The sequence below is a fragment of the Vreelandella hamiltonii genome (assembly GCF_014651775.1).
GTDB lineage: Bacteria > Pseudomonadota > Gammaproteobacteria > Pseudomonadales > Halomonadaceae > Vreelandella > Vreelandella hamiltonii.
On the sequence record NZ_BMXN01000005.1, the window covers coordinates 71,162 to 85,652 of the forward strand.

The 14,491-nt window shown below is 58.6% G+C and carries 12 protein-coding genes; 10 read left to right on the forward strand and 2 right to left on the reverse strand.

Annotation, left to right across the window (positions count from 1 at the left end; all coding sequences use genetic code 11):
• The first annotated feature begins 4 nt into the window (after window positions 1-4).
• The 5 genes from IE091_RS06140 to IE091_RS06160 are packed head-to-tail and all read left to right on the forward strand — an operon-like array spanning window position 5 to window position 7,896.
• Window positions 5-832 carry a hypothetical protein gene (locus tag IE091_RS06140; protein WP_096923003.1) on the forward strand — a complete coding sequence of 276 codons (828 nt, stop codon included), beginning with the start codon at window positions 5-7 and terminating at the stop codon, window positions 830-832.
• Window positions 833-873: 41 nt separating this feature from the next.
• Window positions 874-2,718: an autotransporter assembly complex protein TamA gene (tamA, locus tag IE091_RS06145; protein ID WP_189463048.1), complete on the forward strand. Its 1,845-nt coding sequence runs from the start codon at window positions 874-876 to the stop codon at window positions 2,716-2,718.
• Window positions 2,719-2,727: 9 nt separating this feature from the next.
• A complete protein-coding gene (gene tamB / locus IE091_RS06150; RefSeq protein WP_479694285.1) occupies window positions 2,728-6,726 on the forward strand; it encodes an autotransporter assembly complex protein TamB in 3,999 nt (1,332 codons plus the stop codon).
• 10 nt (window positions 6,727-6,736) lie between these two features.
• A complete protein-coding gene (gene msrA, locus IE091_RS06155; protein WP_189463049.1) occupies window positions 6,737-7,357 on the forward strand; it encodes a peptide-methionine (S)-S-oxide reductase MsrA in 621 nt (206 codons plus the stop codon).
• Window positions 7,358-7,389: 32 nt separating this feature from the next.
• Complete coding sequence (locus IE091_RS06160) at window positions 7,390-7,896, forward strand: c-type cytochrome (RefSeq protein WP_189463050.1); 507 nt, start codon at window positions 7,390-7,392, stop codon at window positions 7,894-7,896.
• A 15-nt stretch (window positions 7,897-7,911) separates the two neighbouring features.
• On the opposite strand, the gene can is transcribed toward IE091_RS06160, so the two are convergent.
• Window positions 7,912-8,559 (reverse strand): carbonate dehydratase, encoded by a 648-nt coding sequence (can, locus tag IE091_RS06165; protein WP_081193195.1) that lies wholly within the window; start codon window positions 8,557-8,559, stop codon window positions 7,912-7,914.
• Window positions 8,560-8,715: 156 nt separating this feature from the next.
• On the opposite strand from can, the gene gorA reads away from it, so the two are divergent.
• The 4 genes from gorA to IE091_RS06185 all read left to right on the forward strand — a co-directional run bounded on the left by gorA (window position 8,716) and on the right by IE091_RS06185 (window position 12,763).
• Window positions 8,716-10,125, forward strand: coding sequence for a glutathione-disulfide reductase (gene gorA, locus IE091_RS06170; RefSeq protein ID WP_189463051.1), 1,410 nt, complete (start codon window positions 8,716-8,718; stop codon window positions 10,123-10,125).
• Between the two features lie 258 nt (window positions 10,126-10,383).
• Complete coding sequence (gene ectA / locus IE091_RS06175; RefSeq protein WP_039177953.1) at window positions 10,384-10,962, forward strand: diaminobutyrate acetyltransferase; 579 nt, start codon at window positions 10,384-10,386, stop codon at window positions 10,960-10,962.
• 96 nt (window positions 10,963-11,058) lie between these two features.
• Window positions 11,059-12,327, forward strand: a complete 1,269-nt coding sequence (ectB, locus tag IE091_RS06180; protein ID WP_016913835.1) for a diaminobutyrate--2-oxoglutarate transaminase — start codon at window positions 11,059-11,061, stop codon at window positions 12,325-12,327.
• 43 nt (window positions 12,328-12,370) lie between these two features.
• Complete coding sequence (locus IE091_RS06185) at window positions 12,371-12,763, forward strand: ectoine synthase (RefSeq protein ID WP_016913836.1); 393 nt, start codon at window positions 12,371-12,373, stop codon at window positions 12,761-12,763.
• Window positions 12,764-12,813: 50 nt separating this feature from the next.
• Here the strand turns inward: IE091_RS06185 and IE091_RS06190 are convergent, their stop codons facing one another.
• On the reverse strand, window positions 12,814-13,374 hold the full coding sequence (locus IE091_RS06190; protein ID WP_229800771.1) for a DUF3833 domain-containing protein: 561 nt from the start codon (window positions 13,372-13,374) through the stop codon (window positions 12,814-12,816).
• Between the two features lie 248 nt (window positions 13,375-13,622).
• Between IE091_RS06190 and IE091_RS06195 the strand changes: the two genes are divergently transcribed.
• Window positions 13,623-14,459 carry an ATP-dependent zinc protease family protein gene (locus IE091_RS06195; RefSeq protein WP_039177948.1) on the forward strand — a complete coding sequence of 279 codons (837 nt, stop codon included), beginning with the start codon at window positions 13,623-13,625 and terminating at the stop codon, window positions 14,457-14,459.
• Window positions 14,460-14,491 lie beyond the last annotated feature (32 nt).

The following is a 14,491-nucleotide window of genomic DNA, read 5'->3' on the forward strand; positions in this document are numbered from 1 at the left end:
AATCATGTCTGACGCCACCTCATCACCTCGTATCGTGCCGGATGTCGACCAGAGCTTCACTGCGCAGCACTTGCGGCATCGCAAAGGCCCAAGGCTCTGGCCATTATGGTGTTTCCTGATGCTGCTCGTCGTGGCCTTGGCCGGGGCATCGGTGCTGTTGTGGTACGAGCGTGAAGAGCTCCTGCGACAAGTCAACCGGGTGAGTGGCGAGGTCTCCAATCTTCATGCGAGATTGGACTCGGGTGACACCGATGCTCAGGATGAGATAACCTTTGTACAGGCTCAAATGGCCACACTGTTCCAGGAGCAGGAGCAACTTGCCATTGCGCTCTCCACCACGCGTGAAGAGTTGTATGGCCTGCTCACTGACCATGAGGCCAGTGCCTCCAGTGATGCGCTGAACTCCGTCGCTCAGCAGTTCGAGCGTCTGGAGGAGCAGGCTGCCATGCGAGATAACCAGCTGGCAGCGATTCGTGCCTCGCTGAATGCGCTGGAGCAGGTAGGGACTTCCGGTAGACAAAATCTGCTTGAAGAGGTGTCTTATCTGGAACAGTCCTTCGGCCAACGACTCGAGCAGCTGGAGCAGCAACTGGCCAGCGAGCAGGCTGTCTTGGCCGAGCAGCAGCAGTGGCGTGATACCATGGAGCAACAGCTTGCCCAGCTCTCTGAAGCGCTGGAGGATGACACCACCGCCACGTTTGCAAGCCAGTCCGAGCTGGCGTCACTGGAAGCCGAGTGGTCGCAGCGGTTGGCGACCCTCGAAAGCGATGTGCGACAGGTGCGGCAAGCCCAACTGGCCTTTAGCGCACAAATGGAGATGCTGCGTAACTAGCACGCCACACGCCGATAATTTGGGGTTAGGGATAAAGACGTATGGGAAGACAACGGCAATGGCCTGGCATGGTGCGCATGGCTTGTGCACTACCGTTATTGGCGGCTTCGGTGTCGGTATGGGGGCTGGAAGCCAACATCAGCGGTGTCGATCAGCAAGTGCGTAACAATATCGATGCCTATCTGGAAAACATCGACGCCGAGCAGTATACCGATGTGCGCTTGGAAGGTGAAATTCGCCAGCGCACTCAGGAAGCCATGCGGGTATATGGCTATTACCAGCCCGAGGTGCGTGTCTCTCTCGAAGAGACTCCGATTGCCGTTCGTATCGAGCCTGGGCCACGGGTGAAGATAGACGTACTCGAGATCAATGTCACTGGCGATGCGGCGGATGACCCCCCCTTCCAAGAAGCGCTAGACGACTTCCCGCTCAAGGTGGGAGACCCTTTGCGTCACGCACCCTGGGATCGACTGCGCAACCAGTTTTCCGGGCTGGCCATCGAGCGTGGCTATTTCGACTGGGGGTTTTCGGACCGCCGTATGGAAGTACGTCCCTACCTGGAAAGTGCCAGACTCTACATGGGGTTCGATAGCGGGCCTCGCTACCAGTTCGGCAACACGCTGATTACCGGTAGTCACATCGACCCTGAACGCCTGCGACAGATGCAGACATTCGACGAAGGCGACCCTTACCTGGCGGAGTCCCTGGCCCTCTACAACCAGCGCCTGGCCGAAACCGGCTGGTTCAGCTCGGTGTCGGTGCGACCACGCCTTGAAACCGCTCGGGAACTGATCATTGCGCCGCCAACGGGAGGCTCCCCCTGGTGGAGCGAAGCCGTGGCCTCACAGCCTGTTCGGCCCCGTATCAGCGGTGCGGCACTGGCCAGCGCGTTGAGTCTTCATAGCCGCGACGATACGCGCCTTCCTGTTGATGTCAACGTGCAACCCGCCGACCGCCATCAGTACGAGGTGGGGATAGGGTTTGCCACCGATGTTGGCCCCAGGCTGCGCTTTGGCTGGCGTCAGCCGTGGATCAATCCGTTGGGCCACAGTCTGGAACACAATCTCTACCTCTCAGCGCCGGAACAGCGCTTCACCGGGGTATATAACATTCCGCTAGAAGACCCGATCCGCGATAACTATCGCCTCCAGTACGGCGTGCGCAATATCGATGACAGCGATACCCGCTCACTGCAGGGTACGGTCGAGGTAGCGCGTCGCTGGGAGTTCGAGAACCGCTGGGTGCAAACGCTTTACTTCAGAACCACCTATGAGGACTTTACCCAAGGGGGTCAGGCCGACCAGGTATGGCTTTTCTATCCCGGCATTCAATGGTCGCGCACACGGACTCGCCCCCAGCGCTTTCCCCTCTGGGGGGATCGCCAGCAGCTGTCACTGGAATACTCCGACAGTGCCTGGGGCTCCGATGCCGACTTTGCCCGTCTTACGGGAGACACCGAATGGATTCGTATGCTGGGCAGCGACAACCGCTTCGTGGCTCGCCTGAGCATCGGGGCTATCGAAACCGATGACTTCGACAAGCTGCCCCCATCGCTGCGCTTTTTTGCCGGAGGGGATCGCAGCGTGCGCGGGTACTCCTACGAAAGCCTATCGCCCCGTAATGAGCAGGGTCGTTTGCGCGGCGGTCAGCAGATGCTGACGTCCACCCTGGAATATCAGCGCCGCGTGACAGGCGACTGGTGGGGCGCTACCTTCATCGACAGCGGTGATGCATTCGATAACTGGGGCCCCGAGGAGCTGAAAACCGGGGCAGGGGTAGGTGTGCGCTGGGTATCGCCGGTGGGCCCAATACGTTTTGACGTTGCGCACCCGTTCGACAACGACGATGACTACCGAGTGCACTTTTCGATCGGACCAGAATTCTAGGAGAGCTCTTTGGCCAAGGTTGATGTAACGACACCCCCAAACCGCGAGATGCTCTCTACCCGGCGTCGTCTGTGGCTGACGCTGTGGAGTCTGCTGAGGCTGGCCATATGGCTACCCCTTTGGGTGCTGGGCCTGGTAGCGCTGCTGCTGGGGACGGCGCTTTCCCCCTGGGGGACAGGGCAGCTGTTTTCGCAAGGCGAGCAGCGTGGCTGGTTCAGCTACGAGCAGCAAGAAGGCGCGCTGCTGGAGAGCTTCCGACTTCAGGGCTTTCACTTGGCGATGGGCGGCACTCGGGTGACCCTGGATCAGGTGGAGCTTGTCTGGGCAGATGACTGCCTGCTATCGGGAAGGCTATGCCTGGAAAGGTTGCATCTTTCAGGTGCCGATATCCGCCTGACTGCCAGCGATGCATCTGAAGAGCCCGACAGTGAATCGGCACCGCTCTCGCGCATTCATTTGCCATTCCCCATCGAACTGCGCGATATCGATCTCAGCGACGTTCAGCTGCACTTGGCCGATGGCACTCATGTGGCTTGGGAGCGCTTTACTACCTCCATCTCCGCCGCGCAGCAGCAGGTCATCATCGAACCGACTCGCCTCGAACGCTTGGCCGTTCATCTGCCGCTGTCTCCAGGTGGGCAGCTTACGGAGGATATCGACACTCCGCTGACAGCCGTCGGTATCGATAGTGCCATCCAAGTGAATCAGCCCCACGACGAGGAGCCAATAGCGGGTCCCCTGGCACCGCGTGAACGGCTGTCGCTGCCTGCCATCGAGCTCCCTATTGATGTCGCCATTACGTCGTTGCTGGTCACTGATATCAGCGTGGCCGGTGCGTTTACCTACAATGTGGAGCGGGTGCTGCTGGCCGGACATGCAGAGCGTGACAACGTGGTGCTTTCTACGCTTGAAGTGGATACCCAAGATGCCACGGCACGATTGATGGCGGAGGTAACGCTGGTAGACGATTACCCGTTGGAGGCCGAGTTGCAAAGCGTACTCCTGTTGCCGGAACTCTTCCCGGCCTTGAGCGGAGAAACGCTGACGCTAAGGCTTTCGGGCTCGCTGGCGGATCTGTCGGCGGAGCTGGATGTGTCTGGGCAGATCAACGCGACCCTGGCGGCCGAGGCAGATGTCCTCGCGCCTGATGTGCCCTTTACCGCGCGTTTGCAAAGCGAACGCGTCGAGTGGCCGTTGGAAAGCATGGAGCGTGATGCAGACAACACCTACGTGGCGCAGGCGTTGGATTTGACCATCAACGGCAACCTGGATGCCTACGCTGTCAGACTGCTGGTCGATACCCAGGCACCTCAAGTGCCGGGTACTTCCATCGACTTGACCGGCGAGGGTGACATGACTTCCTTCCGCTGGGCGCCCTTGAGTCTGCGTATCGAAGAGAGTCGCTTGACCAGCGAAGGCCAAGTGAACTGGGCCGACGCACTGCGCATCGATGCCAATGTGCAATTGAGCAACCTTGATCCCTCGCTATTCGTCGATCAGCTGGAAGGCAACCTGAATGGGCGCATTACTGCCAGCGTTCAGCAGCAGGGAGAGCGTTGGGACATCGCTCTCCCTGAGCTGGCCATCGACGGTGAGCTGCAAGAGTATCCGCTGACGCTGGCAGCCGCGCTGGAGGCCAATAGCGATCTGGAAGTCGATATCGAACGACTGCTGTTCACCCAGGGTAACAACCGCTTGACGGCTTCCGGCCAAGTGAGTGAACAAGCCATGTCGCTGCAGGCGGATATTGCGCTCACCGAACTGCAAACGCTGCATCCGGAGCTGGCAGGGCGCCTCAATGGTGACCTGCGTGCCACCGGCAGCTTCAGCGCACCCGCGCTGGTGGCAAGGCTGACCGGCAACCAGCTGAGATTTGCAGAGAATCGTATCGACGACCTGGGTTTGGCAGCCAATGTACAAGGGATAGATGATCCCACCTTGCGTATCGAACTCGATGCTCAAAACGTCAATGCCGGTGGTCAGGCGTTATCCAATCTGGCCATCAATCTGAACGGGCGCTTGTCCCAGCACACCCTGAACGTCACTGTCGACGGTGCGCCAGGCAACGTGCTCAGCGCCGCATCGCTCGCCCTGAGCGGGCGCTTCAATCAGGCCGCCGAGCAGTATCAAGCCCGGCTGATGCCGCTGGAGCTGGACAGTGAGGCGGGCAGTATTCGCCTCGAGGCGCCGCTGGATATCGGCTACAACCTGGCCAATGGTCAAGCGCGGCTGTCGCCATTCTGCTTGCGGCGGCTGGAAGGTGGCCTGATCTGTTCGGATGACCCCATGACAGCGTCGGCAGAGCAAGGGCAGGCCAGCCTCCGGCTCAGCGAAGTTCCCATGGAGATGCTCGAGCCTTTCCTGCCCGAAGAGTGGAGCTTCGAAGGCGCCACAACCGCCGAGCTGGCGGCCAGCTGGCGTCAGGGTGGTGCGCGCTGGCAAGCCGACGTGCAGGTGCTCAGTGAGCTGGCGATTACCGCCATCAACGATTACGGCCAGCCGGTGGCCCTGCCGGTATTGAGCCTGGATACCCAAATCGAGGCCAACCAATCACAGGCGGATGCCAACCTGTTGCTCTCACTGTCCGAGGCCGGAGAAATGACGCTCAACGTCTCCGTCAACGACCCTCTGGGGCAGGGTGCTTTAGCGGGTGAGCTGCGGGCCAACAGCGTCTCTCTGGAGCCCTATCGCCCGATGATGCTGGGCATGGACCGCCTCGAGGGGGCATTGAATGGCAACGTTCAGATTGCCGGTAGCACTCAGCAACCCGATCTGCAGGGTCAGCTCGCCCTACGTGGCCTACGTGTACACGGCCCTGATATTCCGGTGGATGTACAGGACGGTGAAATCAGCATCACGTTCGACGGCGAACAAGGCGATATCGACGGCTTCGTGGCCGCGGAAAGAGGGCGGCTGAATATCACTGGCGAGGCTTACTGGCCGGCCAGCGATGCGTGGCGGATTGGTGTAGACCTCAATGCCACTCGAGAGCCCCTGCTGGTGGTGCTGCCCCAGTTTGGCCGCTTGGAAGCTGCGCCGGATATACGTGTGCGTATCACGCCAGAGCGTTTGCAGGTCAGAGGCAATGTCGATTTGCCCTGGGCGCGGCTGGAAATAGGCGATCTTCCCTCGTCGGCCACGTCACCCAGCCCCGATGAAATCATCATTACCGAACGTGATGATCGAGAAGCCGAACAGGCGCGCCAGCGCGCCATCGAGGCGGGTGAAGATCCCAGCGCCGCACAGGAGCTGGCGGCTACGGGCATGGCCATCGATGTCCTGATCACCTTGACCCTGGGTCGCGACATGCAGATTTCCGCCTACGGTCTGGAGTCTGGCTTGGGAGGTAGCCTGGAGATACGCCAGGAGAGCGGTGTGCTGCAACTGTTTGGTGATGTGAATCTGGTCGATGGCCGTTTCCAGGCCTTTGGGCAGGACTTGCTGATCCGGCGTGGGCAACTGCTGTTCAGCGGTCCGCCTGGCTTGCCCGTGCTGGATTTCGAAGCGATTCGTAATCCGGACATCACCGAAGACGAAGTCATTGCCGGGCTGCGGGTCTCGGGTAATGCCGAAGAGCCGAACGTGTTGATCTTTGCCGAGCCCTCCATGGACGAGACCCGTGCGCTTTCGTATCTGTTGCGTGGTCGTGCCCCTGATGCTTCGGGTGGCGGCATCGATAGTGCTTTGACCACGGCACTGATCGGCATGTCATTGGGTCGGACCGGTGGGGCCGTCGGATCTCTGGGACAAGCCTTCGGGATCGATGACCTGACGCTGGATACCACGGGGGCTGGCGATGAAAGCCAGGTTGCCGTCAGTGGTCAATTGACCGATGACCTGCGCATCAGCTACGGGGTAGGCATTTTCTCACCCATCGCTGAGCTGACGCTGCGCTACACCCTGTGGCGGAACTTGTACCTCCAGGCGGTGTCTGGTGCGAATCAAGCGGTTGACCTGATTTACACCTTTACCCGCTCGGGCGATCCTTACGTCTATCCGCAGCAATAGGAGAACATCGATGTCGTTTTTTACATCTCGCCAGACGGCACCCGAAGGCCGCAGCACGCCTATCGAGACCAGTGAGGTGCATACCGTGACGAGGGCGTCGCTACATCCGCCATTTCCAGCTGGCTGCGAGGAAATCGTGCTGGGGATGGGCTGCTTCTGGGGCGTGGAGCGTCTTTTCTGGCGGCAGCCCGGTGTGGTCGTCACGGCTGCAGGTTATGCGGGCGGTACCACTCCCAACCCCACTTATCAGGAGACCTGTACCGGGCTTACCGGTCATACGGAAGTCGTGCGGGTCGTTTATGATCCGAGTGTGATCGGGCTGGAGAAGCTGCTGCAGATTTTCTGGGAAGAGCACGATCCCACTCAAGGAAATCGCCAGGGTAACGATATCGGCAGCCAGTACCGTTCAGCGATCTTCACCACCACCGAGCAGCAGTTGGCGCGTGCCCAGCAGAGTGCAGCCGCGTTTCAACAGGCGCTGGAAGCGGCGGGCAAAGGGCGTATCACCACCGAAATCAAACCGCTGGATACGTTCTACTATGCCGAGGCGTATCACCAGCAGTACCTCGATAAAAATCCCGGCGGCTACTGCGGGTTGAAGGGTACGGGTGTGACCTGTGCCATTGGCTAGCCCACGATATCCGTTTGAACAGGAAACTAACGATGCGGCAGCGTAGACGCAATGATGTATGGCACAGCAGCCTGGCAGGGTGCGCACTTTTGATGATGGGCTCCATGGCTCAAGCCAGCCCGTCGGATATGCCGACCTCGGCAGAGGGCACGCCTTTCGCCAGCGAACGAGACGCCGTCATTTGGCGTCAGGATGAGCTTAAGGATCTGGAGCGGCTATTGCGTCAGCTGCGTTTTGACCTGGTCAATAATCGTGATGCTCGTGGGGCCGAACCTCGCCTGGAGGAGCTGCAGCAGAAAGCCACGCAAGCGCACTTCTTGCCTGCCTTCATCGAAGGCACCCATGGGCGTGGTTCCGATGCTCGGCCGGAAATATGGCAGGAGTGGGAAGATTTCTCAGCGGGCTTCGTTGACCTGGAAGAAAAAGTAGCCGACCTGGTGGAGGCCGCACAGCAGGAGGATTACCGTGCCGCTACGCGGGCCTTTTCGGACGTGAGTCTCAGCTGCCGGAGCTGCCACCGCGCTTATCGCTACAACTAGCGCGGTGGCCTACGCTCAATCGCCCGACTGAACGCGGTCGATGCGGTAGAGGGTTTCGACCTGTTCGAGCCCGCTTATGGTGCAATCGAGGTCTTTCACCCGGCCGTCGTCCAGGCCATATACCCAACCATGCACCGAGATCTTCTGGCCACGCTGCCAGGCGCGCTGGAGGATCTTGGTGCGACACAGGCTGTTCACTTGCGCCTGTACGTTGAGTTCACACATTCGATCGATTTGCGCGTCGAGAGGCAGGGCTTCCAGCGTTTGGCGGTGCTGGTTGTACTGCTCACGCACCGAGTGCAGCCAGTAGTCCACAACGCCGCACTCGCCTCCGGTGACGGCGGCCTTGATGCCCCCGCAGCCGTAGTGGCCAACGATCATGATATGACTGACCTTGAGGACGTCGACGGCATACTGCACCACCGACAGGGCGTTCATGTCGGTATGGTGCAGCAGATTCGCGACGTTGCGGTGAACGAACACTTCGCCAGGCGGCAACGCGATGATCTGATTGGCCGGTACGCGGCTATCGGAGCAGCCAATCCACAAGTAGTCTGGCTTTTGCTGGCTCGATAGGCGCTTGAAGTAATCAGGGTCTTCCTGACACATCCGCTCAGCCCAGGCGCGGTTGTTTTCCAGCAGCGTGGCAATTTTATCGGACATTGAGTCTCCCGGGAGAACGTATTTCATCGAAAGTGGCAGCATGTCAATGCAGCCAAGGGCATACAGAGTAACGAGTTTTATGCGTCTCGTCAGTTCCAGATCAACCGGGGGCTGCCTATCAAGTGCGGCAGCTTCAAGCAAGGAGTAGAAGCAACCATGTCAGAAACGATGTCAGACACCGGGTCAGCCAAAACGGCGCATGATTACGATTTACTGGTGATTGGGGCGGGATCGGGTGGGGTGCGTGCCGCGCGCATGGCCGCCGCGACGGGCGCTCGGGTAGCAGTGGCTGAGGATCGTTACCTGGGTGGCACCTGTGTCAACGTGGGCTGTGTGCCCAAGAAGCTTTACTCCTACGCTGCGCATTTTCACGATAGCTTTGACGATGCGGCAGGTTTTGGCTGGCAAATGAGTGCGCCGCCGACCTTTGACTGGGCCACCTTGCGCGACAACAAGACCAGCGAAATCAAGCGTCTCAATGGCATTTACCAGCGTATGCTGGAAGGTGCGGGCGTCACGCTGCTCAATGGCCGTGCACGGTTGGCAGGGCCGCACCAGGTTGTGTTGACCCAAGAGGGTCAGGAAATCACTTACAGTGCCGAGAAGATCCTGCTGGCGACGGGCGGTTGGCCATGGGTGCCCGAGTTTCCGGGCAGCGAACTGGCGCTCACCTCCAATCAGGTGTTTGATCTCGAACGCTTCCCTGAGCGTTTCCTGGTGCTGGGGGGCGGCTATATCGCGGTGGAGTTTGCCAGCATCTTCAATGGGCTGGGGAGCGACACCCACCTCATTTATCGCGGTGAGATGTTCCTGAAAGGGTTCGATCAAGAAGTTCGGGAGTTCACCCGCGCGGAAATGGCCAAGAAAGGCGTTAATCTTCATTTTGGTGTCAATATCGCTCGTATCGATACGTTGGAGAGCGGTGCACTCAAGGTCGAGCTGACCAACGGAGACGTATTGGAAGTAGACGCTGTGCTGGCAGCGACGGGTCGAAAATCCAATACGGCAGGACTGGGACTCGAGGCGCTGCAGATCGAGCTTGATGCGGACGGCAAAGTACCGGTAGACGCTCGATTCCAGACCCGTGTGCCCTCCGTTCTGGCGCTGGGGGATTTGACCGCGGGCCCAGAACTGACGCCCGTCGCGCTGGCAGAAGCCATGCAGCTGGTCGACATACACTTTCATCAGCGTGCTCCGCGACCTCTGGATTACCACACGATACCGACCGCCGTTTTCTGCCATCCCAATATCGGCACGGTAGGGCTCTCCGAAGAAGCCGCCAGAGAGCAGTTCGACGGCATCCGAGTCTATCGCACCGATTTCAAGCCCATGAAGCACACGCTCTCGGGGAGCGATGAGCGTGTGTTGATGAAGCTGATCGTCGACGATACGACTGACGTCGTGGTGGGGGCTCATATGGTAGGTGAAGAGGCGGGAGAACTGATCCAGGGTATTGCCATTGCCGTGCGCGCAGGGCTGACCAAGGAAGACTTCGATCGCACCGTAGGGATTCACCCGACGGCTGCTGAAGAGTTTGTCACGTTACGCACTCCATCACGCTATTGAACGTTGCGCCACCAGGATAACAGTGCAAAAAAGAGAGGCGAGCTGATGCTCGCCTTTTTTGTCTCGCGCATCCGTGAGGGTGTTCTAGACTCAGTGAATCCTCAGTGAATCGTGATCGTGCAGGCCAGTCCTGTGAGCGGCAGGGCCACTTTGATAATCCTGGATTATGGAAAACCTTCGGATAAATAATATGATTTTTGAATTGCTCATAATCAGCTGTTATAATGAAGCTCAAATTCGCTACAGCGAAGCATAACCATGAGTACGCCTATCAAGCCTTTTACACCCTCAGCAGAGCTCGCCAGACCCACCGTGGCCGATGCCGTCGTGGGCCATGCCGAAGCGCCGCTGTTCATTCGCAAGCCCAATGCCGATGACGGTTGGGGCATCTACGAGCTGGTCAAGGCGTGCCCGCCGCTGGATGTCAATTCCGCATATGCCTATCTTTTGCTGGCAACCCAGTTTCGAGATACCTGTGCGGTGGCCACCAACGAAGAGGGTGAGATCGTCGGCTTCGTCTCAGGTTATGTGAAAGACAATGCCCCTGATACCTACTTCCTGTGGCAAGTCGCCGTAGGCGAGAAAGCGCGTGGTACAGGGCTTGCACGGCGGCTGGTAGAGGCGATCATGTCGCGTCCTGAACTGGATGACGTGCACCACCTCGAAACCACCATCACCCCTGACAATCAGGCATCCTGGGGGCTCTTTCGCCGCTTGGCTGCCCGCTGGCAGGCCCCGTTGAACAGCCGTGAATACTTTTCGACCGAGCAGCTCGGTGGAGAGCACGATCCGGAAAACCTGGTAAGAATCGGCCCGTTTCAAACTGGCAGTCTCTGACAGCTTTCAAGGTTAACGGTTTTCCCGCTTGTGTTGCCCCGGCTGCCACTTTTTGCCGATCAGGCCAACCAGACCCGACTGATAAGGAGGTCGCTTATGCAGACCCAGACGCTCGAACGCATGGAATCCAATGTTCGTACCTATTCACGTTCTTTTCCTGTCGTCTTCAAAAAGGCCCAGAACGCACGCCTGACCGATGAGAATGGGCGTGAGTACATCGATTTTCTTGCCGGTGCCGGAACGCTCAACTACGGTCATAACAACCCGCACTTGAAGCAGGCGATGATCGACTATCTGGCCACGGATGGTGTCGTACATGGCCTGGACATGTGGACCAGCGCCAAGCGTGACTATCTTGAAACGCTGGAAAACGTGATCCTCAAGCCACGTGGTCTGGACTACAAGGTGCATCTGCCTGGGCCTACCGGCACCAACGCAGTGGAAGCGGCCATTCGCCTGGCCCGTGTTGCTAAAGGTCGCCATAACATTGTGACCTTCACCAACGGCTTCCACGGTGTGACCATGGGCGCACTGGCCACCACCGGTAATCGCAAGTTCCGCGAAGCCACCGGCGGTATTCCCACTCAGGGTGCCAGCTTCCTGCCGTTCGATGGCTACATGGGCGAGCACGCCGATACGCTGGATTACTTCGAGAAGCTGCTCAACGACAAGTCGGGTGGTCTCGATGTTCCGGCCGGCGTCATCGTCGAGACCGTGCAGGGGGAGGGCGGTATCAACGTGGCGGGCCTGGAGTGGCTCAAGCGCCTGGAACAGATTTGCCGTGCCCACGACATTCTGCTCATCGTGGACGACATTCAGGCAGGCTGTGGCCGTACCGGCAAATTCTTCAGCTTCGAGCATGCAGGCATCACGCCAGACATCGTGACCAACTCCAAGTCGCTGTCAGGTTTTGGCTTGCCGTTCGCCCACGTATTGATGCGCCCGGAGCTCGACAAGTGGAAGCCAGGCCAATACAACGGTACGTTCCGTGGTTTCAATCTCGCCATGGTGACTGCCACGGCGGCGCTGAAAAAATACTGGTCCAACGATACCTTCGAACGCGACGTTCAGCGTAAAGCGCGTATCGTCGAAGAACGTTTCAAGGCCTTGGCAGCGCTGCTCAGCGAGAACGGCATGCCTGCTACAGAGCGCGGTCGTGGCCTGATGCGTGGTATCGATGTGGTCTCGGGTGAGATTGCCGACAAGATCACCAGCACGGCTTTCGAGGAGGGTCTGATCATCGAAACCAGTGGCCAGGATGGCGAAGTGGTCAAATGTCTGTGCCCGCTGACCATTCCAGATGCCGACCTGCTCGAAGCGCTGGATATTCTGGAAGCGTCGGTCAAGAAAGTCATCAACGCTTAATGGAACGGCAGCCGCCTTGGCTGCCACGTTATGGAGTACGCCCATGATCGTTCGTAATATCGAAGAAGCTCGCAAGACCGACCGTCTCGTCACGGCCGAAAACGGCAACTGGGATAGCACGCGCCTGGTATTGGCCAATGACGGCGGCAATTTCTCGTTCCATATCACGCGCATCTTTGAAGGGACCGAGACTCATATTCACTACAAGCACCACTACGAATCCGTCTACTGCATCGAAGGCGAAGGCGAAGTGGAAACCCTGGCAGATGGCAAGATCTGGCCCATCAAGCCAGGTGACATCTACATCCTCGACCAGCACGATGAGCACTTGCTGCGTGCCCACAAGACCATGCACTTGGCCTGTGTGTTCACGCCGCCGATTACCGGCAACGAAGTGCACCGTGAAGATGGATCCTACGCACCCGCTGACGACTGATCGTCGGACGTAGGTGTTTGCGGCCTGGCCTGGTGCCAGGCCGCTTTGCGTCAGTCGTCGGTTGGCGCCACTTGCTCGAACACCAGGGTAATTTCACCCAAAGTAAGGCCAAACTTGCGCATGGAGGTACGGTTGATCAAGCGACCGTCCGGCTGCAGATACATCCAGTCATCCATGGTGAAGCGAATGGAACGGCCGCTAACCTCGATCTCCAGTGGGTAGCGCATGTGGAAGACATGCCCATATTGACGAGCTTCGACCTGGCCTTCGACGTCATTGGCGGTACCGATCCAGCGGTGCTCATCGATACGGGTGAACTGCCAGATTCGGCGGTCGGTTTCGCCGTCGTCGAACACGAAAGCTTCATCTAGCGTCAGGGTATTACCTTCGTAAGTGCCTTCGATATCTACCGTGAAGCGGCGCTGCACCTCACCGCTGTAATCCTGCACCATGCCCCAGGCGCGTGTTTGTCCGGTGAAGTAGTCGGCAATGTCCAGTCCAGGCGTCGTGCCAGCGTAGTCTTCGACCTTTACACTGGAGCATCCGGACATCAGCAGGGTACTGGTGACCAGGATGATAAGGAGCATGGGCCATTGGTAAAGACGTTTCATTGTGGGTTACCTGTATGGTCTTGGTTTTTGGTATGACTCTTGTAAAAGAATTTAGCATGGCGAACGAGTTCTGCCTATGAACGTTCATCCACGTCTTTTCAGGCCACACGGGTTCGCATAATATATATTATGTTAAATAGAGTGCCACAAACACCTTGCGAGCCCATGAAAAGCCACCGTGACGTTGGACAAGCAGATACCCTTCTCCTTATCATTCGTGCTCTTATTGTTTAAGGATATCCCTCGTTATGCGCTCAGGTGTTCTATGGCTAATGGCCGGTTTGTCGATGTCGCTTGCAGGCTGTGCAGTGACACAGCCCGAATCGAATGAGCCCCCGCCACTAAGCGAGGCGTCGTTCAACACGCGTATCCTTGAACTCGAATCCAGCTTGCAGCAACAGTGTCAGGCTTCTTCGGCGCTCAACGAACAGCAGCTTGCCCAGCAGCGCACGCTGACCGCCGACGTGCGCGAAGTGGGAAGCCTCCTGCGCCTGCTGCGTGACGATGTCGCCAATCTCGAAGCACGTGGTGAGGAGCCCGTGATCATTCGTGAAGAGTGTCCGACAGAAGCCATCGAAGACGGCAAGACGCTGCTTGGGCGCAGCGAATGGGTCGGCTTTCCCGGCATCGGTACGTACCTCAAGGCCCGAGTGGATTCTGGCGCCAATACTTCCTCGCTGTCCGCCTCGGACATTACGCGCTTTGAGCGTGACGGTGAAAACTGGGTGCGCTTCAAGCTGGCACTCAATGAAGACGATGTGGTCGTAGATCGCGTTCGGGACGAGTGGATCGAGGCGCCCATCCAGCGTCGTGTCAGAATCGTGCAAGCTTCTGGCGAAGAGTCGCGTCCGGTGATCTCGCTGCTGATGACTCTGGGGCCGATCCGCGAGAACGTCGAGTTCACCCTGAACGACCGTACCCATCTGGATTTTCCGGTGCTGCTGGGTCGCCGCTTCATGATGGACATTGCCACCATCGACGTGGCGGAAACCTATCTTCATGAACGCCCCGAATTTCCTGGCGGTGAACCTTCTGAGCAGGCGGCTGATGATGAAGCGGCCGATCAAGACGATACCGAAGAGTAATATCACTCCCCTGCCGCTTTACGCTGAAAGGA